The organism is Bacillus sp. MT(2024), from assembly GCF_036362845.1.
Taxonomy (GTDB): domain Bacteria; phylum Bacillota; class Bacilli; order Bacillales; family Bacillaceae; genus Bacillus; species Bacillus velezensis.
Window position 1 is genome coordinate 50747 of the sequence record NZ_CP143632.1, and the last position, 22945, is coordinate 73691.

Below are 22945 nucleotides of genomic sequence, written 5' to 3' on the forward strand. Positions count from 1 at the left end.
ATAAAAAGTTTTTTTGGAGGAAGTAATGAAAATTAAAGAAATTATAGTAGTCGAGGGACGCGATGACACTGCGCGCATAAAACTTGCCGTTGATGCGGATACGATCGAGACAAACGGTTCCGCAATCGGAGACGAAGTCATCAGGCAGATTCGGCTGGCGCAGGAAACGAGAGGGGTTATCGTGCTGACGGACCCGGATTTTCCGGGGGAGAAGATCCGGAAAACCATTTCTGAAGCAGTACCCGGCTGTAAACACGCATTTCTGCCCAAACATCTTGCCAAACCGAAAAACAAGCGCGGCATTGGCGTTGAGCACGCATCCATTGAAAGCATCAGAGCATGTCTGGAAAATGTGCATGAAGAGATGGAGGCAAAGCCGAGTGAGATTTCAGCTGAAGATGTCATACAGGCCGGTCTGATCGGCGGACCGGCTGCCAAAAGACGCCGCGAACGATTGGGCGACCTGCTGAAGATCGGCTATACAAACGGCAAGCAGCTTCAAAAACGGCTGCAAATGTTTCAAATCAAAAGAAGTGATTTTATTGATGCGCTCGATGCTATGAGGCAGGAGGAACAGGATGAACAATAAAGATATCGCGACACCTATCAGAACGAAGGAAATTCTGAAAAAGTACGGTTTCTCTTTTAAAAAGAGTCTGGGACAGAATTTCTTAATTGATACAAATATATTGGACAGAATTGTGGACCATGCGGAAATTACGGATCGGACCGGAGTCATTGAAATCGGGCCCGGAATCGGCGCGCTGACAGAGCAGCTTGCCAAACGGGCGAAAAAGGTCGTCGCGTTTGAAATTGATCAGCGCCTGCTGCCCATTCTCAATGATACGCTGTCTCCATATGACAATGTAACGATCATTCATCAAGATGTGCTGAAAGCAGACGTCAAATCCGTCATTGAAGAGCAGTTTCAGGATTGTGATGAAATTATGGTGACGGCGAATCTCCCATATTATGTGACGACGCCGATCATCATGAAGCTTTTGGAAGAACATCTTCCGTTAAAAGGAATTGTCGTGATGCTGCAAAAAGAGGTCGCTGAGCGGATGGCCGCTGATCCTTCCTCTAAGGAGTACGGATCGCTTTCCATTGCGGTTCAGTTCTATACGGAGGCCAAAACCGTCATGACCGTCCCGAAAACAGTGTTTGTGCCTCAGCCTAATGTCGATTCCGCCGTCATCCGTCTCTTGCTTCGTGACGGCCCGGCGGTTGACGTCGATAATGAACCGTTTTTCTTCCAGCTGATTAAAGCAAGCTTCGCACAGCGCCGGAAAACCTTGCTGAACAACCTTGTGAACAATCTTCCGGGCGGGAAAGAGAAAAAAGCTCAAATTGAAGAAGTTCTTCAAGAAACGAATATTGACGGAAAGCGGCGCGGTGAATCCCTGTCCATAGAAGAATTCGCGCTCTTGTCCAACGGATTGCATAAAGCCCTTTTCTAAGAGGGCTTTTTGTTTTGCGTCACCACTTGGACTGCCGCTACATAGGCTAGAGGAGAACCTTATTCATTCAACTGCAAGAAAAGCTTGAAACATCAAGCGCCGCAGCGGAAAGAGGTGCATTTGCCAAGACTTCTTTCATGATGAGGCTTAGTCTATTTGTGGAGTGGGTAACGTGCAATTTCAAATAGGAGATATGGTAGCCAGGAAATCCTATCAAATGGATGTTTTATTTCGCATTATCGGTATAGAGCAAACAAGCAATGGAAATTCAATTGCCATCCTGCATGGTGACGAAGTCAGATTGATTGCGGATGCTGATTTTTCTGATTTGGAGCCTGTCAGAAAAGACGAACAGGCCATGAGAAAGAAAAGAGATGAAAGCAGGATGAATGAATCTCTCGAGCTGCTCCGCCAGGATTATAAGCTGCTTCGGGAAAAACAGGAATATTATGCGACAAATCAATATCAGCATCAGGAGCACTACTTTCATATGCCCGGAAAGGTATTGCATCTGGACGGCGATGAGGCCTATTTGAAAAAGTGCCTGAACTTTTATGAAAAAATCGGTGTGCCGGTATACGGAATTCATTGCCATGAAAAAAAAATGCCGGCGTCAATTGACGAGCTGCTTGATAAATACAGGCCGGATATTTTAGTCATCACCGGCCATGATGCATATTCCAAGCATAAGGGAGACGTGAACGATTTAAGCGCCTACAGGCATTCCAAACACTTTGTCGAAACCGTTCAGAGAGCGAGGCGTAAAGTCCCTCATTTGGATCAGCTGGTCATATTCGCGGGGGCCTGCCAATCTCATTTCGAGTCTTTAATCAGAGCGGGCGCGAATTTCGCAAGTTCGCCGTCACGCGTCAATATTCATGCGCTTGACCCGGTATATATTGTCGCGAAAATCAGCTTCACTCCGTTTATGGAGCGGATCAATGTATGGGATGTCCTGAGAAATACGCTGACGAGAGAGAAAGGGCTGGGAGGAATTGAAACGAAGGGTGTGCTGCGTGTCGGTATGCCGTATAAATCAAATGGATGAGTGATAAAACCCGCATATATTTCGCTATGCGGGTTAATTATTTTACATATTGATACATAAATTTCCGGAACTTGTGAAAAATAACGCAGAAATCAATAGAATTTTGTCAAAATAATTTTGTTGACAATGACTTATTAACGTTGATATAATTTAAATTTTATTTGACAAAATTGGGCTCTTGTTGTACAATAAATGTAGTGAGGTGGATGCAATGGCGAAGACGTTGTCCGATATAAAAAGATCGCTTGATGGGAATTTAGGTAAACGGCTTACGTTAAAAGCAAACGGCGGCCGCCGAAAAACGATTGAGCGTTCGGGCATTTTAGCTGAGACGTACCCTTCTGTTTTTGTGATACAACTAGATCAAGACGAGAATTCGTTTGAAAGAGTTTCATACAGTTATGCTGATATTCTGACTGAGACTGTTGAATTGACATTCAATGACGATGCGGCAAGCTCAGTAGCATTTTAATGGGCAGTGAACCTTTTGTTTACTGCTTTTTGTTTTGCCTTCTAAAGCTCTTCTAATTATTCCCTCGAAAGTTTCAGCCGATTAAACGGAAGCTATAGGTGTCACATGTTTTATCGTGGCGTGCACGAATGGTGATCAATTCTATAAAAGGGGTTGTTTCGTTTGGGCAGACGTCGTGGAGTTATGTCAGATGAGTTCAAATATGAGCTGGCGAAGGACCTTGGTTTTTACGATACGGTGAAAAACGAGGGCTGGGGAGGCATTCGGGCGCGTGACGCCGGGAATATGGTAAAGCGCGCGATCGAGATTGCCGAACAGCAGATGGCGGCTCAGAACCAAAATAACCGATAATGCAGTGGCCCGGGGGACAATCCGTTCCCCGGTTTTTTCTATCGGCTGTCAAAACCGGCGTCAATTTCGGATAAGTACCTCCGGGTCTCCAAATGTGATACAATGTTCATACTTATGTTTAGATGGAGAAGTAGGTGAAAGCTATGCGTATTTTAGAAAAAGCGCCGGCCAAAATCAATCTGTCCCTCGATGTGACGAGTAAACGCCCGGATGGTTATCACGAAGTGGAGATGATCATGACGACAATTGATTTGGCAGATCGGATTGAACTGACAGAACTGCCCGAAAACGTTATCAGAGTGGCGTCGCATAATCGCTTTGTTCCGGATGATCAAAGGAATCTGGCTTATCAGGCAGCCAAACTGCTTAAAGAACGGTTTCAAGTCAAAAAAGGCGTTTCGATTATGATTACAAAGGTGATCCCTGTAGCGGCAGGGCTTGCCGGCGGAAGCAGCGATGCGGCAGCCACGCTCAGAGGGCTGAACAGGCTTTGGGATTTAAAGCTTTCTGTCGAAGAGCTTGCAGAGCTTGGAGCTGAAATCGGTTCAGACGTGTCCTTCTGTGTATACGGAGGCACTGCCCTGGCAACCGGACGCGGTGAGAAGATCAGGCACATCAGTGCTCCGCCTCATTGCTGGGTCATGCTCGCCAAACCGACGATCGGGGTATCGACTGCCGAAGTGTACCGCCGGCTGAACTTACAGCAGGTTCGGCATCCTGATGTGCAGGCGATGATTGACGCGATTGAAGAAAAAAGCTTCCAAAAGGTATGCGGACAATTAGGGAACGTATTGGAGTCGGTTACGCTCAGCCTCCATCCCGAGGTGGCGATGATTAAAAATCAAATGAAACGCTTCGGCGCTGATGCGGTGTTAATGAGCGGAAGCGGACCGACTGTATTCGGTTTGGTTCAATACGAATCTAAGGTGCAGCGGATTTATAACGGGTTAAGAGGTTTCTGTGATCAAGTGTACGCGGTGCGGATGATCGGCGAACAGAATGCTCTTGATTAAATCCGTATGTTAAGTTATATTATTTTTAAATTATTCGGATTTTGGGGGTAAGTTCATGAAGTTTCGTCGCAGCGGCAGATTGGTGGACTTAACAAATTATTTGTTAACCCATCCGCATGAATTAATACCGTTAACGTTTTTCTCAGAACGGTATCAATCAGCAAAGTCATCAATCAGTGAAGATTTAACGATTATTAAACAGACCTTTGAACAGCAAGGCATTGGGACGCTGCTTACAGTGCCGGGAGCTGCCGGAGGTGTCAAATACATTCCGAAAGTGAAACAGGCTGAAGCAGAAGCGTTTATACAGGAGCTGGGACAGTCTTTAGTAAATCCTGAGCGTATCCTTCCGGGCGGTTATGTATATTTAACGGATATCTTAGGAAAACCATCTGTCCTCTCTCATGTAGGCAGGCTTTTTGCTTCCGTTTTTGCGGAGCGGGAGATTGATGTGGTGATGACCGTTGCGACAAAAGGAATCCCTCTTGCTTACGCAGCGGCCAGTTATCTGAACGTTCCGGTTGTCATCGTGCGAAAGGACAATAAAGTGACTGAAGGCTCCACGGTGAGCATCAATTATGTATCAGGGTCGTCTAACCGCATTCAAACAATGTCGCTTGCGAAAAGAAGTTTGGCTACGGGTTCGAACGTTTTGATTATTGACGACTTTATGAAAGCCGGCGGCACCATTAACGGCATGATCAGCCTGCTTGATGAGTTTAATGCAAACGTCGCGGGAATAGGCGTCTTGGTTGAAGCCGAGGGAGTGAATGAACGGCTTGTCGATGAATACATGTCACTGCTCACGCTTTCAACCATCAATATGAAAGACAAAACGATTGAGATTCAAAACGGCAATTTTCTGCGATTTTTTAAAGAACAGCATTTAAAGAATGGGGAGACAGAAAAATGACAAAAGCAATCCATACGAAACACGCGCCGGCAGCGATCGGGCCATATTCACAGGGAATCATCGTAAACAACATGTTTTACAGCTCAGGCCAGATTCCTCTTACTGCTGAAGGAGAAATGGTAAACGGTGATATCACAGAACAAACGCATCAGGTGTTCAGCAATTTAAAAGCTGTGCTGAAAGAAGCGGGCGCTTCTCTCGAGACGGTTGTCAAAGCAACGGTATTTATTGCTGATATGGAGCAGTTTGCGGAAGTGAATGAAGTGTACGGACAATACTTTGATGTACATAAGCCGGCAAGGTCTTGTGTGGAAGTGGCGAGACTGCCGAAAGACGCTCTCGTGGAAATTGAAGTCATTGCGCTGGTGAAATCTTAAATCTCAGAAAGTGGTTCCGGTCTCCGGGATCACTTTTTTTATGCAGTATATGATCCCCAAATATGGTTTATCACCTAATTGTGTATGTATATCCTATATTTTCAAAAAAACTTTTTGAAACGTGCAGGAATTTAAAAAGAATCGTGGAATTGTTAGACTAATGCTTTTATATAGGGAAAAGGTGGTGAACTACTGTGGAAGTTACTGACGTAAGATTACGCCGCGTGAATACCGATGGTCGCATGAGAGCGATTGCATCCATCACGCTGGATCACGAATTTGTCGTACATGATATTCGTGTGATTGATGGAAACAATGGTCTTTTCGTTGCGATGCCGAGTAAACGCACCCCTGATGGAGAATTCCGCGATATTGCTCATCCTATTAATTCCAGCACGCGGGGCAAGATCCAGGATGCTGTTTTAAATGAGTATCATCGTTTGGGTGATTCTGAAGCATTAGAATATGAAGAAGCCGGGGCTTCTTAAACATAACAAAATGTAAGGACTGCTGATAAAGGCTGACACAAGGCCTTTTCCGGCAGTCCTTTTTTAAATCTGATTTTTCAGTAATAAAGCGATTACATAGAAAATTCTTGCACTTTTTGATGTCTTCTTGAAATCAACAGCTATTTAGGATATATTTTTCTATGGATAAAAGGGATATTGGAGGCCATTAAATGGATAAGCGGTTTGCAGTGATTTTAGCTGCCGGAAAAGGAACGAGAATGAAATCGAAGCTTTATAAGGTCCTTCATCCGGTATGCGGAAAGCCTATGGTAGAGCACGTCGCAGACGAAGCTCTGAAATTATCTTTAGCGAAGCTTGTCACCATCGTAGGACACGGCGCCGAAGATGTGAAGAAGCAGCTCGGACAGAAAAGCGATTACGCTCTCCAAGCAGAACAGCTCGGTACGGCTCATGCGGTCAAGCAGGCAAAACCATTTCTTCACGGAGAAAAGGGTGTCACGATCGTTATTTGCGGCGATACACCGCTTCTGACGGCGGAGACGATGGAAGCCATGCTGAATGAACATACAGACAAAGGTGCAAAAGCCACGGTGTTAACGGCCGTTGCCGACGATCCCGCCGGATACGGAAGAATCATCCGCAGTGAAGACGGCGCCGTTCAAAAAATCGTGGAGCACAAGGATGCTTCGGAGCAAGAACGTCTTGTGAAAGAAATCAACACGGGAACGTACTGTTTTGATAACGAGGCTCTTTTTCGTGTCATCGAACAGGTTTCGAATGAAAATGCCCAAGGCGAGTATTATCTGCCGGATGTGATCGAAATCCTCAAAGACGAAGGCGAAACTGTTGCCGCTTACCAGACTGGTAACTTCCAAGAGACGCTCGGAGTGAATGATAGAGTCGCTCTTTCTCAGGCTGAAATGTATATGAAAGAGCGTATTAACAAACGGCATATGCAGAACGGAGTCACTTTAATCGATCCGATGAATACGTACATCTCACCTGACGCGCGTATCGGACAAGATACAGTTATTTATCCCGGAACTGTGTTAAAGGGACAAGCTGAAATCGGCGATGAATGTGTCATCGGCCCTCACACTGAGATAGAGGACAGTTCAATCGGCAGCCGCACCGTGATTAAACAATCCGTTGTCAACCGCAGCAAAGTTGGGAATGATGTAAATATCGGTCCTTTTGCTCACATCAGACCCGATTCCGCAATCGGCAATGAAGTGAAGATCGGAAACTTTGTTGAAATTAAGAAAACAAAATTCGGCGACCGAAGCAAAGCATCTCATTTAAGCTATATCGGTGATGCCGAAGTGGGCACGGATGTGAATCTGGGCTGCGGCTCCATCACGGTCAATTATGATGGGAAGAAAAAATATTTAACCAAGATTGAAGACGGCGCTTTTATAGGCTGCAACTCCAATCTGGTCGCACCTGTCACAGTGGGAGAAGGCGCGTACGTCGCTGCGGGTTCAACCGTAACTGAAGATGTGCCGGGCGAAGCGCTTGCCATTGCCAGAGCAAGACAAGTAAATAAAGAAGATTATGTGAAAAATATTCATAAAAAATAATCCTAAAATCGGAGGTTTACCATGTCTAACGAATACGGAGATAAGAATTTAAAGATTTTTTCTTTGAATTCAAATCCAGAACTTGCAAAAGAAATCGCGGATAATGTAGGGGTTCAATTAGGAAAGTGCTCTGTTACAAGATTCAGTGACGGAGAGGTCCAGATCAACATAGAAGAAAGTATTCGCGGCTGTGATTGCTATATCATTCAGTCTACAAGTGCGCCGGTTAATGAGCACATTATGGAATTGCTGATTATGGTTGACGCTCTAAAGCGCGCTTCCGCGAAAACAATCAACATTGTGATTCCGTACTACGGTTATGCGCGCCAGGACAGAAAAGCAAGATCACGTGAACCGATTACGGCAAAACTTTTTGCAAACCTGCTTGAAACAGCGGGTGCGACACGCGTGATTGCGCTTGATTTACACGCGCCGCAAATTCAAGGTTTCTTTGATATTCCGATTGACCACTTAATGGGTGTTCCGATTTTAGGCCATTACTTTGAAGGTAAAGACTTGAAAGATATCGTTATTGTTTCTCCTGACCACGGCGGTGTGACGCGTGCCCGCAAACTTGCGGACCGTCTGAAAGCGCCGATCGCGATTATCGACAAACGCCGTCCTAGACCGAATGAGGTAGAAGTGATGAACATCGTCGGTAACGTGGAAGGAAAAACAGCGATTCTGATCGATGATATTATTGATACGGCCGGCACAATCACACTTGCCGCTAACGCGCTGGTTGAAAACGGAGCTGCAGAAGTGTATGCATGCTGTACGCACCCTGTATTGTCAGGCCCTGCCGTTGAGCGGATCAATAACTCTAAAATCAAGGAGCTTGTCGTAACGAACAGCATTAAGCTTCCTGATGAGAAAAAAATCGACCGCTTTAAGCAGCTTTCTGTCGGACCGCTTCTGGCTGAAGCGATTATCCGCGTTCACGAGAAACAATCTGTCAGCTATTTATTCAGCTAAACCGAAACTTTAAGGTTTAAATCCCAGTTATTGTGGGTATTGTTCTAATAGGACGATAAAACGATAATTAGGATGGTGCTGAATATGGCAACTTTAAAAGCAAATGAAAGAACAGATTTTAAACGTTCGACGCTTCGGAAAATCCGTCATTCAGGACATGTTCCAGGGATTATATACGGTAAAGAAATAACGAATACGCCTGTCTCTTTAGACAGTGTCGAATTGCTTAAAACATTGCGGGACGAAGGAAAAAACACGATTATCACAATTGATGTCAACGGAAATCAGCAATCGGTTATGGTGACTGATCTTCAGACAGACCCGCTCAAAAACGAATTGACGCACGCCGATTTTCAAGTCGTGAATATGAGTGAGGAGCTGGAGGCCGAGGTGCCGATTCAGCTGACGGGAGAGGCGAAAGGAGTCAAAGACGGAGGCGTTATCCAGCAGCCGCTGCATGAGCTTTCGATCAAGGCTAAGCCGAAGGACATCCCTCAGACAATCAATGTTGATATTTCCGGGCTTGAAATGAATGATGTGCTGACCATCGCAGATCTGACTGCTGACGGCAATTATACATTTACAAACGACCCGGAAGAAGTCGTGGCTTCCATCCTTCCTCCTAAGCAGGAAGCATTCGAAGAAGATGCAGAACCGTCTCCTGAGGAAGAGCCCGAAGGAGAAAATCAATAAGCGCTTTAAGACGTAACCCGCCCGAGGTTACGTCTTTTGTGCTAGAATGAGAAGAATTACAGCGATGTTGAGGGAGGATTTACGATGCTTGTGATTGCCGGTCTCGGTAACCCGGGAAAAACCTATGAGAACACGAGACATAATGTCGGCTTTATGGCCATTGACGAGCTTTCTAAAGAATGGAATATTGAACTGAATAAAACGAAATTCAACGGACTTTACGGAATGGGGTTTGTTTCCGGAAAAAAAGTTCTACTTGTTAAACCGCTTACATATATGAATTTATCAGGGGAATGTTTGCGGCCGCTGCTGGATTATTATGATGCCGATCATGAAGATCTGAAAGTCATATACGATGACCTTGATCTTCCGACGGGAAAAATCAGGCTCCGGACGAAGGGGAGCGCAGGCGGACATAACGGAATTAAATCGCTTATACAGCACCTCGGAACCCCTGAATTTGACCGGGTCAGAATCGGAATCGGCCGCCCCGTTAACGGAATGAAAGTCGTTGACTATGTACTGGGAGCTTTTACGAAGGAAGAAGCGCCGCATATCAATGATGCCGTCTCAAAAACCGTAAAAGCCTGCGAAGCTTCCTTAACGAAACCATTTTTAGAAGTCATGAACGAATTTAATGCAAATGTATAAGATAAATAATGGGAGACCATACTAGGGAAAAATGATTTTTTCACATCAGGAGGTCCAACGTATGGCTTTGCATTATTTCTGCCGCCACTGCGGCTTTAAGGTAGGGAGCCTGGAATATTCGACGGTGCCGACACAGTCACTTGGATTTCAGCACTTAACAAATGAGGAAAGAAACGATATGATTTCATATAAAGACAATGGAGATGTCCATGTTCTTACAATTTGTGAAGACTGCCAAGAGGCGCTGGAACGCAATCCGCACTACCATGAACACAACACATTTATTCAATAAGAAGCTTTGGTGTAGATTCTAGACCAAAGCGTTTTTCTGTTCTTGCAGAAAATAGAGAGGAGGGCCCATATGGACAACATTCAAACCTTTATTAAAGAAAGCGATGATTTTAAATCCATTGTCAACGGTTTACATGAGGGGCTGAAGGAACAGCTGCTTGCGGGTCTGTCAGGTTCCGCGCGTTCTGTTTTTACCTCCGCCCTTGCACAAGAAACGAAAAGGCCGATTTTCTTTATCACCCATAATTTATATCAGGCCCAAAAAGTGACGGAAGATCTGACGGCGCTTCTCGGGGATCAATCTGTTTTTTTATACCCCGTGAATGAATTGATTTCTTCAGAAATTGCGGTAGCCAGTCCTGAACTGCGCGCTCAGCGGCTTGATGTCATTAATAGATTAACAAACGGAGAAGCGCCGGTCGTTGTGGCGCCCGTTGCGGCAGTGAGAAGAATGCTTCCGCCGAAGGAGCTGTGGAAAAGCAGCCAGCTCGTCATTTCACTCGGAGACGATATAGAACCGGATCAGCTGTCCGCGCGCCTTGTAGAGGTGGGGTATGAGCGTTCCGATATGGTTTCTGCACCCGGTGAATTCAGTATTCGCGGCGGAATTATCGACATTTATCCGCTGACGTCGGAGCATCCGGTGCGAATTGAACTGTTTGATACGGAGGTCGATTCCATCAGAAGCTTCAATTCTGATGACCAGAGATCAATCGAGACGCTCAAACATGTGGCGATCGGACCGGCGAAGGAATTGATCATCAGGGCGGAAGAAAAAGCCCGGGCAATGGAAAGGCTTGATAAAGGGCTTGCCGACAGTCTGAAAAAGCTGAAGCAGGACAAACAAAAGGAAATGCTTCATATCAATATCTCACATGATAAAGAACGGTTATCAACGGGACAGACTGATCAGGAACTTGTGAAGTATCTCTCGTACTTTTACGAAAAACCTGCTAGTTTGCTAGATTATACACCGGCAGACACGTTGTTACTGTTAGACGAGGTCAGCCGCATTCATGAAATGGAGGATCAGCTGCAAAAAGAAGAGGCCGAATTTACGACAAGTCTGCTCGAGGAAGGGAAAATTCTGCATGACATTCATTTATCCTTCAGCTTTCAGGAGCTTATGAGCGAAAAGCGGCGCCCGGCTATTTATTATTCATTATTTTTGCGTCATGTCCAGCATACAAGCCCTCAGAATATCGTGAATGTGACAAGCAGGCAGATGCAGAGTTTTCACGGGCAGATGAATGTGCTCGCAGGTGAAATGGAGCGCTTCAAGAAATCAAACTTCACCGTCGTCTTTTTAGGCGCAAATAAGGACAGAACCGACAGATTGGCATCCGTGCTGGCTGATTACGAAATTGAAGCCGCAAAAACGGACAGCTCCAAAGCGCTTGTGCAAGGACAGGTCTATGTCATGGAAGGCGAGCTGCAATCCGGTTTTGAACTGCCGCTGATGAAGCTGGCCGTCATTACGGAGGAAGAGCTGTTCAAAAACCGAATTAAGAAAAAGCCGAGAAAGCAGAAGCTGACAAATGCCGAACGGATCAAAAGCTATTCCGAGCTTCAGGTCGGTGACTATGTCGTCCACGTCAACCACGGGATCGGTAAGTATTTGGGGATCGAAACACTAGAAATCAAAGGCATTCATAAAGATTACCTCAACATTCATTATCAGGGCAGCGATAAGCTGTACGTCCCTGTAGAACAAATCGATCAGGTGCAGAAGTACGTCGGCTCTGAAGGAAAAGAACCGAAGCTTTATAAACTGGGCGGCAGTGAATGGAAACGGGTGAAGAAAAAAGTTGAAAACTCCGTTCAGGATATTGCCGATGATCTGATTAAGCTTTATGCGGAACGGGAAGCAAGCAAAGGCTATGCGTTCTCGCCCGATCATGAAATGCAGCGGCAGTTCGAATCTGCTTTCCCTTATCAGGAAACAGAGGACCAGCTCCGTTCCATTCAGGAGATTAAAAAGGATATGGAAAGAGAACGCCCGATGGACCGTTTGCTTTGCGGTGATGTGGGTTACGGGAAGACGGAGGTAGCCATCCGAGCGGCCTTTAAAGCGATCGCAGACGGAAAGCAGGTCGCGCTTCTTGTGCCGACGACAATACTCGCGCAGCAGCATTATGAAACCATTATGGAGCGTTTTCAGGACTATCCGATTAACATCGGTCTTCTCAGCCGATTCAGAACGAGAAAAGAATCCAATGAAACGATTAAAGGCCTGAAAAACGGAACGGTAGACATCGTAATCGGAACCCACAGGCTCTTATCTAAAGACGTCGTCTATAAAGATCTCGGCTTGCTCATCATTGATGAAGAGCAGCGCTTCGGCGTAACGCATAAAGAAAAAATCAAACAGATCAAAGCCAATGTCGATGTGCTGACTCTTACAGCGACGCCGATTCCGCGTACGCTTCATATGTCCATGCTCGGTGTGCGGGACTTATCCGTTATTGAAACGCCGCCGGAAAACCGTTTCCCTGTTCAGACATATGTCGTGGAATACAACGGCGCGCTTGTACGAGAAGCTATCGAAAGAGAACTGGCGCGCGGAGGACAGGTATATTTCTTGTACAACCGCGTGGATGACATCGAGCGGAAGGCTGATGAAATTTCCATGCTTGTTCCCGATGCGAAAGTGGCATATGCCCACGGAAAAATGACTGAAAATGAATTGGAAAGCGTCATGCTCAATTTTCTGGAAGGGGAATCAGACGTCCTTGTCAGCACGACTATTATTGAGACAGGCGTAGATATACCAAATGTCAATACCTTGATTGTGTTCGACGGAGACAAAATGGGGCTGTCTCAGCTGTATCAGCTGAGAGGACGGGTCGGCCGTTCCAACCGCGTCGCTTACGCGTATTTTACGTACCGCAGAGACAAAGTGCTTACTGAGGTGGCGGAAAAACGGCTGCAGGCGATTAAAGAATTTACCGAGCTGGGATCAGGCTTTAAAATCGCCATGCGTGACTTGACGATCAGGGGAGCGGGGAACCTTCTCGGCGCCCAGCAGCACGGCTTTATCGACTCAGTCGGTTTTGACCTGTACTCGCAAATGCTCAAGGAAGCGATTGAAGAGCGGAAAGGCGATATTCCGAAAAGCGAACAGTTTGAGACAGAAATCGATATCGAGCTTGACGCGTATATTCCCGAAAACTATATACAAGACGGCAAGCAAAAAATCGACATGTATAAACGCTTCAGGTCAATCGCCACAATTGAGGAGAAAAATGAGCTCCAAGATGAAATCATCGACAGGTTCGGCAGCTACCCTAAAGAAGTTGAATGGCTGTTTACGGTTGCTGAGATGAAGGTATACGGAAAATATGAACGCGTCGAACTCATCAAGCAGGATAAAGACGCGATCAGATTTACCATTTCTGAAGAGGCCAGCGCACAGATTGACGGCCAGAAATTATTCGAACTCGGCAATAAATACGGCCGGCAGATCGGACTGGGAATGGAAGGGAAAAAGCTGAAAATCTCAGTACAGACGAAAGGCCGCAAAACGGAAGAGTGGCTGGAGACCGTGCTCGGCATGCTGAAAGGCCTTCAGAATGTGAAGAAAGAAACAATCGCGTCTTCATAAAAATTGTTACTCTCTGGTGTATATTACATTTGATGTGACGGATACTAATTTCAAGCGAGTGGCGGAAGCTACATAAAGTAAAGAGCTTTAGTACTTTCCCTTAAATATCATCACATGAAAGAGAGGCACCAGAGAGATGAAAGCTACAGGTATCGTACGTCGTATTGATGATCTAGGACGGGTCGTCATTCCTAAAGAAATTCGGAGAACACTGCGAATCAGGGAAGGAGACCCGCTTGAAATATTCGTTGACCGCGACGGAGAAGTTATACTGAAAAAATATTCTCCTATCAGTGAGCTTGGCGATTTTGCGAAAGAATATGCAGATGCATTGTATGACAGTCTCGGCCATTCCGTCTTGATTTGCGACCGTGACGCGTATATTGCCGTTTCAGGCAGTTCGAAAAAAGAATTTCTGAACAAATCCATCAGCGATTTGCTCGAAAAAACGATGGATCAGCGCAGCTCAGTGGTAGAAAACGACGTAAAGTCCGCGCAGCTTGTGAATGACGTTGATGAAGATATGAGCTCCTATACAATCGCTCCGATCGTGGCAAATGGCGATCCTATCGGTGCCGTGGTCATCTTTTCCAAGGAACAGGCGCTTGGAGAGGTAGAACATAAAGCGGTAGAAACGGCAGCCAGTTTTTTGGCGAGGCAGATGGAGCAGTAGGTCTTATTACCATTATTGAAATAAGAAAACGGAGAAAGAGCAGCTCTTATACAAGTGCTGTTCTTTTTCATATTCATATGTGCTCTCTATCGGTTCGGCCGTTAGGATTGTGATATAATAAGCTCGTTTTATAGACGTAATTTTCTAGCGGCTGGAAGGAGCTTTTGGATGAACGATTCAGTTGGCGCCAAACGGCAATCGGCATGGAAAGGTGCTTTTGTGCTCGTCGTTGCGGGCATCGTGACGAAGATATTAAGCGCCGTGTACAGGGTTCCTTTTCAGAATATTGTCGGTGACGTCGGGTTTTACATTTATCAGCAGGTGTATCCGTTTTTAGGGATCGCGGTCATGCTGTCAACATCCGGTTTTCCGGTGATCATCTCAAAATTAATGAACGATTATAGCGGTCATAAACAAAAAATAATGAAAATTTCCGCCCTTTATGTCACGGCGGCCGGACTTGTTCTGTTTGCGCTCATGTATGCCGGCGCGGCGCCGTTGGCCGGTTTTATGGGTGACGCCCGCCTTGTGATGCTGATAAGGGTCGCGGCGTTCGCTTTCATACTGTTTCCGTTTACGGCGGTTATCCGGGGGTATTTCCAAGGCGTGCATGATATGATGCCGTCAGCCTTATCCCAGATTACGGAACAGTTTCTTCGGGTGGCGGTGCTTCTCGGTTTATCCTTCTGGCTTTTGAAAAGCGGCCGTTCATTATACGCGGCGGGTGCGGGGGCGGTCTCGGGATCAATAGCCGGGAGCTTTGCGGCCCTTTGTGTATTGGCTGTTTTCTGGTATAAGCGGGAAGAAACAAAGAAAGACGGCGGACATATCAAAACGGCCGTCATTGTAAAAAAGCTGCTGCTTTATTCAGTCACCATCTGTATCAGCAGTGTACTCATGCTTTTGATTCAGCTTGTAGACGCCTTGAACTTATATTCACTGCTTTCAGACGGGACGGAGAGCCATGCCGCGAAACAGCTGAAAGGCATATATGACCGCGGACAGCCGCTCCTTCAGCTGGGAACCGTGTTTGCCGTCAGTATCGCCGCATCTCTTGTTCCTTCCATTTCAAAAGCGGTGCATGGGAACAAGCCGTTTATCATAAAAGAGAAAGCGACATCAGCCGTCAAGCTCTGCCTTGCGGTAGGGATCGGCGCATCGGCCGGGCTTTTTTGCATTTTAGAACCGGTGAATATCATGCTTTTCCAAAACAGTGAGGGGACGCAGACCTTACAAATATTCAGCTTATCTATCTTTTTTGCCTCAATTGCGCTTACGGCAGCCGCGATTCTGCAAGGAGCGGGACATACCGTTTTCCCCGCCGTATCCGTTTTGGCGGGAGGGGCGCTGAAATGGGTGCTGAATGTTTGGCTGGTCCCCGGCTGGGGTATTACAGGAGCGGCACTGGCGACCGTCTTGGCATTCGCCGCAGTTGCGTGCTTGAATCTCCGGAGAATTTGGTCGAAGGGCTGGCTGACGAATATCGGCGGCGTGATTGTCCGTCTGTGCTGGTGCAGTCTGCTGATGGTCTTCTTTTTGCTCGTATATATGAAGCTTTGGCAGTTATTTGTTCCTGTCAGCAGGGTCGGAGCTGTAGGTGAGAGTCTGTCTGCGTCAATCATCGGAGGGCTATTGTTTATTTATTGTATGATAAGAATGAAGATTTTCACGGACGAAGAGCTGAGCGGCCTTCCTTTTGGCAGTGCTTTAAGCAAATTGAAAAAGAGGAGAGAAAAACATGGCAGGTAATATCACGGTCGTCGGTCTCGGCGCCGGAGACATGGATCAGTTGACAGTGGGCGTACATAAGCTGCTGACTCAGGCGAAGCATTTATATATAAGAACGAAAGACCACCCTTTGATTTCGGAATTAGAGCAAGAGACGGAAGCGGACATCCGGTATTTTGATGATATTTATGAAAAACATGATCAGTTTGAAGCAGTCTATGAAGAGATCACGGACATTCTGTTTGAAAAAGCGAAGCAAGAAGATGTCGTCTACGCTGTACCCGGGCATCCGTTTGTCGCTGAGAAAACCGTTCAGCTGTTATTTGAACGCCGGGAAGAACAACAGATAGCTGTTCATACTGCCGGAGGGCAAAGCTTTCTGGATGCCACTTTTAATGCATTGCGAATTGATCCGATTGAAGGGTTTCAATTTACGGATGCGCAAACAATGACGCCGGATGAGCTCGAACTCCGGCATCACCTGATCATCTGCCAGGTTTATGACCAAATGACGGCCTCTGAGGTGAAGCTGACGCTCATGGAGAAATTGCCTGACGACTATGAAGTGGTCATCGTTACGGCAGCCGGGAGCCAGGGAGAAAAGATGACCAAGGTGCCTTTGTTTGAACTTGACCGCAATGTAGAAATAAATAACTTAACAAGCGTGTATGTTCCGCCGATTAAAAAAGAAGAACTCCTTTACCAGGAATTTTCTGCATTCCGAAGTATTATTCGCGAGCTTCGCGGGCCGAACGGCTGTCCGTGGGATCAAAAGCAGACACACCAGTCATTAAAGAAATATATGATTGAGGAATGCTACGAACTGCTTGAGGCCATTGACGAAGAGGACACGGATCACATGATAGAAGAACTCGGGGACGTCATGCTTCAGGTTATGCTGCACGCCCAGATCGGAGAAGACGAGGGGTATTTCTCAATTGATGATGTCATCAGAGACATCAGTGCGAAGATGGTCAGACGGCACCCGCATGTGTTTAAGGATGTTAAGGTTCAGGATGAACATGATGTCGTCGCCAACTGGGAAGAAATCAAAAAGGCGGAAAAGCAAACAACATCCTCTTCATTGCTGGATGCCGTGCCGAAAACCCTGCCTTCTCTTGCGAAAGCCGCCAAGCTTCAGAAAAAAGCCGCAAAAACCGGCTTTGACTGGGATAACGTTCAGGACATATGGGATAAAGTAAATGAAGAGCTGAAGGAATTTTCTGCAGAGGCTTCCGCCGAATCAGCAGATGAAATCAGCTTAAAAGCTGAATTCGGCGATGTTTTATTTGCATTGGTCAATATCGGCCGATACTATAAAATTGAGCCTGAGGAAGCGCTCGCCATGACAAATGACAAATTCCGCAGACGCTTTGCTTATATTGAGAAAGAAGCGGCAGCAAAGGGCCTTGAATTGACCGCAATGTCACTTGAGGAAATGGACAAATTGTGGGATGAAGCAAAAGAAATGGAGAGGAGATTCTGATATGAGACTTGATAAGTTTTTAAAAGTATCCAGATTAATTAAACGCCGCACATTGGCGAAAGAGGTCGCCGATCAAGGGAGAATCACCGTTAACGGGAATCAGGCGAAAGCCAGCTCAGACGTAAAAGCCGGTGATGAACTGAAGGTCCGCTTCGGGCAGAAGCTTGTCACCGTGAAGGTAAATGAATTGAAAGAAACAACGAAAAAAGAAGAAGCCGCGGGCATGTATACAATCGTCAAAGAAGAAAAACTCGGCGAATAGGCTTGTTCTAAACAAGGCTCCCGCCTCATACAATGCAGTAATAATGCTAAAAGTATCGAGGATATGGGGGCTGAATAGATGAATTCATATTATGAGCAAAAAGGTTCTTCTTCTGTTCCGGAACAGCATGATGTAACGATGAAAGGGAGAAAGCATTTAGACATTTCGGGCGTCAAGCATGTGGAAAGTTTTGATAACGAAGAGTTTTTGCTGGAAACGGTTATGGGAATGCTTTCCGTCAGAGGCGAGAACCTGCAGATGAAAAACCTTGATGTGGAAAAAGGGATTGTATCTATAAAAGGCAGGGTGTTTGACCTTGTATATTTAGACGAGCAGCAAGGGGATAAAGCTAAAGGGTTTTTTAGCAAGTTGTTTAAATGACGCTGACGACCCAATTTTATACGATGCTGGCAATGACCGGTATGGGCGCCTGGCTCGGAGCGTCGCTTGATACATACAGGCTGTTTGTCAGCCGCGCCAAAACGGCCAGATGGCTGTTATTCATTCATGACATTCTCTTTTGGATTGTACAAGGTCTGCTGTTTTTCTATGTGCTGCTCAACGTGAATGAAGGAGAACTCAGGGTATACATTTTCTTGGCTGTCTTACTGGGTATTGCGACGTACCAAAGCCTGTTTAAACGAATGTATATAAAAATACTGAAATTTGCCATTCATCTTGCGGTGTCTCTTTACCAATTCGCAAAAAAGCTCATTCAGCACGTGCTGTTCCGTCCGGTGCTTCTGCTCTTTAAGCTGCTCATCGGGCTGATCACGGTTATTTCTTTATACTCCTATCGGGTGAGTGCCTTTTTTGCGAAGTGTCTTTTTAAGATCGTAGCGTTTTTGCTGTATCCGCTGTTTTTCCTGTTGAAACAATTATTGAAACTTCTTCCTGAAAAGTGGCGTCTTACTTTCAAACGATATTTTCAAAAAAGTGCAGGATTTTTACAAAAGAGCAAGAAACTAATCATAACAATCAGATCGACCATGATACGTATTTTGAAAAGGTGAAAGGAGGACCGTCTGGTTTGAATCTATCTAGAGAACGTACAATAACTGAAATTCAAAACGACTATAAAGAGCAGGTTGAACGGCAATCCCAGCTTATGAAAAGAAGGCGGAAAGGGCTTTTCAGACGGTTGATCGTATTCGGCGCCCTTGTGTTGTTGACGGCTATTGTCTTAGCGGGTTCTCTGTGGTCACAGACCTCTTCCCTTAGCGCAAACGAAGAAAAAAAGGCTCAGCTGGAAAAACAAGTAAAAGAATTGGATGCGAAACAGGCTGATTTAAAAGATGAAATTTCCAAATTAAAGGATGAGGATTACGTCACAGAGCTTGCCAGAAGAGACTTGTTTATGTCAGGAAATGGTGAGATTCTCTTTAATGTAGAAAAGAAGAGCAAGTAGCCTTGTTGACACTTAAATTTTTATTTAGGTATAATTAAACAAACGATCTTTTTATAAGCCTAAGGAGGAGCACTTTTTTTATGTCGATTGAAGTTGGCAGCAAGTTGCAAGGGAAAATAACAGGTATTACAAATTTCGGAGCATTTGTTGAATTGCCTGGAGGCTCAACCGGTCTCGTTCATATCAGTGAGGTAGCCGATAATTATGTAAAAGACATTAACGAGCATTTAAAAGTCGGCGATCAAGTTGAAGTGAAAGTCATCAACGTTGAAAAAGACGGGAAAATTGGTTTATCAATTAAAAAAGCTAAAGACCGTCCGCAAGCCAGACCTAGAAATGATTTCCGTCCGAAAGAATCTTTTGAACAGAAAATGAACAAGTTTCTTAAAGATAGCGAAGACCGCTTATCATCTTTAAAACGAAACACGGAATCAAAACGTGGAGGGCGCGGAGCAAGAAGAGGATAACTTGCTGCTTTCTATAAATACATGGAGCATCCGTCTATCCCAGCGGGTGCTTTTTTTGTATGCGCCTTTATAGTCAGAAAATTAAAACTTTGAAGTTTCTGTTGACGGAATGAAGAAACCTTTGTATTATATAACTTGTGCTTATAAGCACCTATATGGCGGTGTAGCTCAGCTGGCTAGAGCGTACGGTTCATACCCGTGAGGTCGGGGGTTCGATCCCCTCCGCCGCTACCATATATATCTGGCCCGTTGGTCAAGCGGTTAAGACACCGCCCTTTCACGGCGGTAACACGGGTTCGAATCCCGTACGGGTCATCAAGCGAATCGGCTTCTGTTGCAGAAGCCGATTTTTTCATATTTAGACAACTTTTTGAGAAATGTCGGAGGAAATACGAAAGGAAAGGGGAACAAGGGAGAAAGCGTCGAAGAGTTCTTTGGAATTGTTACCTTCTTTTGACAAAATCCTATCTGGGCTTTCATTTATAATGACAAGCAACGAATAAAACAGGTGGGGGATGAGAGCAATGGAAAAAGCGGAAAGAAGAGTGAACGGGCCGATGGCGGGACAAGCTCTGGAAAAACTGCAATCGTTTTTTGAAAAGGCGGCAAAGCTTACAGTCCATCAAGCGCATTCACTTTTTTTCTATAAGGGTTTCATTTATGTCGTGATCGGTTTTTTACTTGGACGGGCTTTCATATTATCTGAGGTTCTTCCGTTTGCACTGCCGTTTTTCGGAGCGATGCTTTTGATCAGAAGAGATAAAGCCTTCTATGCTTGTCTGTCTTTGCTTGCGGGCGCTTTAACCATTTCGCCGAAACACTCTTTATTGATTCTCACAGCTTTGGCCGTCTTCACTCTATTTTCAAAAATCGGTACATATATCGTGCAGGACCGGGTGAAGATGCTGCCGATCGTGGTGTTTTTCTCAATGGCTGCCGCGAGAATCGGATTTGTTTATTTTGAAAGCGGCGCTTTTACAACCTATGATTATGTGATGGCTGTTGTCGAGGCGGGCCTGGCCTTTATTTTGACGCTGATCTTTTTACAAAGCCTGCCGATTTTCACGATCAAAAAAGTGAAGCAATCGTTAAAAATAGAAGAAATCATCTGTTTTATGATCTTGATCGCATCTGTTTTAACCGGGCTTGCCGGTGTTTCATTTCAGGGAATGCAGGCTGAGCATATCCTGGCCCGCTATGTCGTGCTGAGTTTTTCCTTTGTCGGCGGGGCAAGCATCGGCTGTACGGTCGGTGTTGTGACCGGACTGATCCTCGGGCTTGCGAATATCGGGAATCTCTATCAAATGAGTCTGCTTGCGTTTTCCGGGCTTCTTGGCGGGCTGCTGAAAGAAGGAAAGAAAGCCGGCGCCGCAGTCGGATTGGTGATCGGCTCACTGCTGATTTCATTATATGGAGAAGGGTCTGCCGGATTAATGACCACTCTTTATGAATCTTTGATTGCCGTTGTTTTGTTTTTGATTACGCCCCAATCGATTACGAAAAAGGTGGCGCGATACATACCGGGCACTGCTGAGCACAGTCAGGAACAGCAGCAGTACGCGAGGAAAATCAGAGATGTCACCGCCCAGAAAGTAGACCAGTTCTCCAATGTGTTTCATGCCTTGTCGGAGAGCTTCGCCACCTTTCATCAGACGTCTTCCGATGAGCAGGCGGAAGAAGGGGAAGTGGATCTCTTTTTAAGCAAAATCACCGAGCATTCCTGCCAATCCTGCTATAAGAAAAGCAAATGCTGGGTTCAAAACTTTGATAAAACATATGACTTAATGAAACAAGTTATGCATGAAACAGAGGAAAAACAGTATGCCTCAAACCGCAGATTAAAAAAAGAGTTTCAACAGCACTGTTCCAAATCCAGACAGGTGGAAGAGCTGATTGAGGACGAACTTGCCCACCATCACGCCCATCTGACACTGAAGAGAAAAGTTCAGGACAGCAGGAGGCTTGTTGCCGAGCAGCTGTTGGGGGTTTCTGAGGTCATGGCGGACTTTTCTCGGGAAATAAAACGGGAGAGGGAGCAGCATTTTATTCAGGAAGAACAAATGATAGAGGCGCTTCAGCATTTCGGAATCGAGATTCAGCATGTCGAGATATACAGCTTGGAGCAGGGCAATATTGATATCGAAATGACAATCCCGTTCAGCGGAGGACACGGTGAGAGTGAGAAAATTATCGCCCCGATGCTGTCTGACATTCTTGAGGAGCAGATACTTGTCAAAAGCGAACAGCACTCGGCTCATCCGAATGGCTACAGCCATGTTGCGTTCGGTTCGACCAAATCGTACCGGGTATCGACAGGCGCGGCTCATGCGGCTAAAGGCGGCGGCCTTGTCTCCGGCGACAGCTACAGCATGATGGAACTGGGGGCGAGAAAATATGCGGCCGCGATCAGTGACGGTATGGGCAATGGGGCGAGGGCCCATTATGAGAGCAATGAAACGATTAAGCTGCTCGAAAAAATTCTCGAATCAGGTATTGATGAAAAAATAGCGATCAAAACGATCAACAGTATTCTGTCTTTACGGACGACAGATGAAATCTACTCAACTCTCGATCTTTCTATCATTGATCTTCAGGATGCAAGCTGCAAATTCTTGAAGGTCGGTTCAACGCCGAGTTTTATCAAGCGGGGAGATCAAGTCATGAAAGTGCAGGCCAGCAATCTGCCGATCGGTATCATCAATGAATTTGATGTGGAGGTTGTAAGTGAACAGTTAAAAGCGGGAGATCTGCTCGTCATGATGAGTGACGGTATTTTTGAAGGACCGAAGCACGTTGAAAACCATGACCTGTGGATGAAACGGAAAATGAAAGGGCTGAAAACCGAAGATCCGCAGGAAATCGCTGATATATTAATGGAAGAGGTCATCAGAACGCGTTCCGGCCAAATCGAAGACGATATGACGGTGGTTGTTGTCCGGATTGATCACAACACGCCGAAATGGGCTTCCATACCGGTGCCGGCGGTATTCCAAAATAAAAAGGAGATTTCTTAATCCTTTCGT

Annotated in this window: 24 protein-coding genes and 2 tRNA genes; all 26 read left to right on the top strand. The window is 45.8% G+C overall.

From position 1 onward, the window contains the following. Nucleotides 1–25 precede the first annotated feature (25 nt). The 26 genes from rnmV (at nucleotide 26) to spoIIE (ending at nucleotide 22936) form a co-directional block, all read left to right on the top strand. Nucleotides 26–589, top strand: coding sequence for a ribonuclease M5 (gene rnmV / locus VP472_RS00270; protein ID WP_004264696.1), 564 nt, complete (start codon nucleotides 26–28; stop codon nucleotides 587–589). Further along, nucleotides 579–1460, top strand: a complete 882-nt coding sequence (gene rsmA, locus VP472_RS00275) for a 16S rRNA (adenine(1518)-N(6)/adenine(1519)-N(6))-dimethyltransferase RsmA (RefSeq protein WP_004264694.1) — start codon at nucleotides 579–581, stop codon at nucleotides 1458–1460. The genes rnmV and rsmA overlap by 11 nt, the downstream gene beginning before the upstream one ends. Nucleotides 1461–1632: 172 nt before the next feature. Continuing rightward, entirely contained in the window at nucleotides 1633–2508 is an 876-nt protein-coding gene (yabG, locus tag VP472_RS00280) for a sporulation peptidase YabG (RefSeq protein WP_070081260.1), read from the top strand. A gap of 211 nt (nucleotides 2509–2719) precedes the next feature. Further along, nucleotides 2720–2980 carry a biofilm formation stimulator Veg gene (gene veg / locus VP472_RS00285; protein ID WP_003218330.1) on the top strand — a complete coding sequence of 87 codons (261 nt, stop codon included), beginning with the start codon at nucleotides 2720–2722 and terminating at the stop codon, nucleotides 2978–2980. Between the two features lie 162 nt (nucleotides 2981–3142). Next, nucleotides 3143–3331 (top strand): small, acid-soluble spore protein, alpha/beta type, encoded by a 189-nt coding sequence (locus VP472_RS00290; protein WP_011996172.1) that lies wholly within the window; start codon nucleotides 3143–3145, stop codon nucleotides 3329–3331. A 143-nt stretch (nucleotides 3332–3474) separates the two neighbouring features. After that, nucleotides 3475–4344, top strand: a complete 870-nt coding sequence (gene ispE / locus VP472_RS00295) for a 4-(cytidine 5'-diphospho)-2-C-methyl-D-erythritol kinase (RefSeq protein ID WP_004264668.1) — start codon at nucleotides 3475–3477, stop codon at nucleotides 4342–4344. Nucleotides 4345–4399: 55 nt separating this feature from the next. Further along, entirely contained in the window at nucleotides 4400–5257 is an 858-nt protein-coding gene (gene purR, locus VP472_RS00300; RefSeq protein WP_004264666.1) for a pur operon repressor, read from the top strand. Further along, the gene (gene ridA, locus VP472_RS00305; RefSeq protein WP_004264663.1) at nucleotides 5254–5634 is read left to right on the top strand and encodes a 2-iminobutanoate/2-iminopropanoate deaminase; all 381 of its coding nucleotides are present in this window, start codon (nucleotides 5254–5256) and stop codon (nucleotides 5632–5634) included. Before purR ends, ridA begins: the two co-directional genes overlap by 4 nt. Nucleotides 5635–5828: 194 nt before the next feature. Then, the gene (spoVG, locus tag VP472_RS00310) at nucleotides 5829–6122 is read left to right on the top strand and encodes a septation regulator SpoVG (RefSeq protein ID WP_004264660.1); all 294 of its coding nucleotides are present in this window, start codon (nucleotides 5829–5831) and stop codon (nucleotides 6120–6122) included. Between the two features lie 191 nt (nucleotides 6123–6313). Then, nucleotides 6314–7684: a bifunctional UDP-N-acetylglucosamine diphosphorylase/glucosamine-1-phosphate N-acetyltransferase GlmU gene (gene glmU, locus VP472_RS00315; RefSeq protein WP_070081261.1), complete on the top strand. Its 1371-nt coding sequence runs from the start codon at nucleotides 6314–6316 to the stop codon at nucleotides 7682–7684. A 21-nt stretch (nucleotides 7685–7705) separates the two neighbouring features. Beyond that, nucleotides 7706–8659 (top strand): ribose-phosphate diphosphokinase, encoded by a 954-nt coding sequence (locus tag VP472_RS00320; protein ID WP_004264656.1) that lies wholly within the window; start codon nucleotides 7706–7708, stop codon nucleotides 8657–8659. Nucleotides 8660–8743: 84 nt separating this feature from the next. Beyond that, entirely contained in the window at nucleotides 8744–9352 is a 609-nt protein-coding gene (locus tag VP472_RS00325; RefSeq protein ID WP_004264654.1) for a 50S ribosomal protein L25/general stress protein Ctc, read from the top strand. Between the two features lie 84 nt (nucleotides 9353–9436). Further along, entirely contained in the window at nucleotides 9437–10003 is a 567-nt protein-coding gene (pth, locus tag VP472_RS00330) for an aminoacyl-tRNA hydrolase (protein ID WP_004264652.1), read from the top strand. Between the two features lie 61 nt (nucleotides 10004–10064). Further along, complete coding sequence (locus tag VP472_RS00335; RefSeq protein ID WP_004264650.1) at nucleotides 10065–10295, top strand: anti-sigma-F factor Fin; 231 nt, start codon at nucleotides 10065–10067, stop codon at nucleotides 10293–10295. Between the two features lie 69 nt (nucleotides 10296–10364). After that, a complete protein-coding gene (mfd, locus tag VP472_RS00340; RefSeq protein WP_071392212.1) occupies nucleotides 10365–13898 on the top strand; it encodes a transcription-repair coupling factor in 3534 nt (1177 codons plus the stop codon). Nucleotides 13899–14034: 136 nt separating this feature from the next. After that, complete coding sequence (gene spoVT, locus VP472_RS00345) at nucleotides 14035–14571, top strand: stage V sporulation protein T (RefSeq protein ID WP_015416660.1); 537 nt, start codon at nucleotides 14035–14037, stop codon at nucleotides 14569–14571. 168 nt (nucleotides 14572–14739) lie between these two features. Next, nucleotides 14740–16320, top strand: a complete 1581-nt coding sequence (locus VP472_RS00350) for a putative polysaccharide biosynthesis protein (RefSeq protein WP_146275988.1) — start codon at nucleotides 14740–14742, stop codon at nucleotides 16318–16320. Then, a complete protein-coding gene (gene mazG / locus VP472_RS00355) occupies nucleotides 16310–17785 on the top strand; it encodes a bifunctional methyltransferase/pyrophosphohydrolase YabN (protein WP_077721690.1) in 1476 nt (491 codons plus the stop codon). Before VP472_RS00350 ends, mazG begins: the two co-directional genes overlap by 11 nt. 1 nt (nucleotide 17786) lies before the next feature. Further along, entirely contained in the window at nucleotides 17787–18047 is a 261-nt protein-coding gene (locus VP472_RS00360) for an RNA-binding S4 domain-containing protein (RefSeq protein WP_004264639.1), read from the top strand. 78 nt (nucleotides 18048–18125) lie between these two features. Then, on the top strand, nucleotides 18126–18428 hold the full coding sequence (yabP, locus tag VP472_RS00365) for a sporulation protein YabP (protein ID WP_004264638.1): 303 nt from the start codon (nucleotides 18126–18128) through the stop codon (nucleotides 18426–18428). Continuing rightward, on the top strand, nucleotides 18425–19060 hold the full coding sequence (gene yabQ, locus VP472_RS00370) for a spore cortex biosynthesis protein YabQ (protein WP_004264635.1): 636 nt from the start codon (nucleotides 18425–18427) through the stop codon (nucleotides 19058–19060). Before yabP ends, yabQ begins: the two co-directional genes overlap by 4 nt. A 17-nt stretch (nucleotides 19061–19077) precedes the next feature. Next, a complete protein-coding gene (gene divIC, locus VP472_RS00375) occupies nucleotides 19078–19455 on the top strand; it encodes a cell division protein DivIC (RefSeq protein WP_016936533.1) in 378 nt (125 codons plus the stop codon). An 80-nt stretch (nucleotides 19456–19535) separates the two neighbouring features. Then, nucleotides 19536–19922 carry a S1 domain-containing RNA-binding protein gene (locus tag VP472_RS00380; protein WP_004264630.1) on the top strand — a complete coding sequence of 129 codons (387 nt, stop codon included), beginning with the start codon at nucleotides 19536–19538 and terminating at the stop codon, nucleotides 19920–19922. Nucleotides 19923–20079: 157 nt separating this feature from the next. Further along, nucleotides 20080–20156: transfer RNA gene (locus VP472_RS00385), tRNA-Met, on the top strand. Nucleotides 20157–20165: 9 nt separating this feature from the next. Further along, nucleotides 20166–20237 (top strand) — tRNA-Glu (locus tag VP472_RS00390). Nucleotides 20238–20446: 209 nt separating this feature from the next. After that, nucleotides 20447–22936 (top strand): stage II sporulation protein E, encoded by a 2490-nt coding sequence (gene spoIIE / locus VP472_RS00395; protein ID WP_004264625.1) that lies wholly within the window; start codon nucleotides 20447–20449, stop codon nucleotides 22934–22936. Nucleotides 22937–22945 lie beyond the last annotated feature (9 nt).

Coding starts and splice junctions, on each gene's coding strand:
- rnmV (WP_004264696.1), top strand. CDS start 26: ATGAAAATTAAAGAAATTATAGTAGTCGAGGGACGCGATGACACTGCG.
- rsmA (WP_004264694.1), top strand. CDS start 579: ATGAACAATAAAGATATCGCGACACCTATCAGAACGAAGGAAATTCTG.
- veg (WP_003218330.1), top strand. CDS start 2,720: ATGGCGAAGACGTTGTCCGATATAAAAAGATCGCTTGATGGGAATTTA.
- ispE (WP_004264668.1), top strand. CDS start 3,475: ATGCGTATTTTAGAAAAAGCGCCGGCCAAAATCAATCTGTCCCTCGAT.
- purR (WP_004264666.1), top strand. CDS start 4,400: ATGAAGTTTCGTCGCAGCGGCAGATTGGTGGACTTAACAAATTATTTG.
- ridA (WP_004264663.1), top strand. CDS start 5,254: ATGACAAAAGCAATCCATACGAAACACGCGCCGGCAGCGATCGGGCCA.
- glmU (WP_070081261.1), top strand. CDS start 6,314: ATGGATAAGCGGTTTGCAGTGATTTTAGCTGCCGGAAAAGGAACGAGA.
- VP472_RS00320 (WP_004264656.1), top strand. CDS start 7,706: ATGTCTAACGAATACGGAGATAAGAATTTAAAGATTTTTTCTTTGAAT.
- VP472_RS00325 (WP_004264654.1), top strand. CDS start 8,744: ATGGCAACTTTAAAAGCAAATGAAAGAACAGATTTTAAACGTTCGACG.
- pth (WP_004264652.1), top strand. CDS start 9,437: ATGCTTGTGATTGCCGGTCTCGGTAACCCGGGAAAAACCTATGAGAAC.
- VP472_RS00335 (WP_004264650.1), top strand. CDS start 10,065: ATGGCTTTGCATTATTTCTGCCGCCACTGCGGCTTTAAGGTAGGGAGC.
- mfd (WP_071392212.1), top strand. CDS start 10,365: ATGGACAACATTCAAACCTTTATTAAAGAAAGCGATGATTTTAAATCC.
- spoVT (WP_015416660.1), top strand. CDS start 14,035: ATGAAAGCTACAGGTATCGTACGTCGTATTGATGATCTAGGACGGGTC.
- VP472_RS00350 (WP_146275988.1), top strand. CDS start 14,740: ATGAACGATTCAGTTGGCGCCAAACGGCAATCGGCATGGAAAGGTGCT.
- mazG (WP_077721690.1), top strand. CDS start 16,310: ATGGCAGGTAATATCACGGTCGTCGGTCTCGGCGCCGGAGACATGGAT.
- VP472_RS00360 (WP_004264639.1), top strand. CDS start 17,787: ATGAGACTTGATAAGTTTTTAAAAGTATCCAGATTAATTAAACGCCGC.
- yabP (WP_004264638.1), top strand. CDS start 18,126: ATGAATTCATATTATGAGCAAAAAGGTTCTTCTTCTGTTCCGGAACAG.
- yabQ (WP_004264635.1), top strand. CDS start 18,425: ATGACGCTGACGACCCAATTTTATACGATGCTGGCAATGACCGGTATG.
- VP472_RS00380 (WP_004264630.1), top strand. CDS start 19,536: ATGTCGATTGAAGTTGGCAGCAAGTTGCAAGGGAAAATAACAGGTATT.
- spoIIE (WP_004264625.1), top strand. CDS start 20,447: ATGGAAAAAGCGGAAAGAAGAGTGAACGGGCCGATGGCGGGACAAGCT.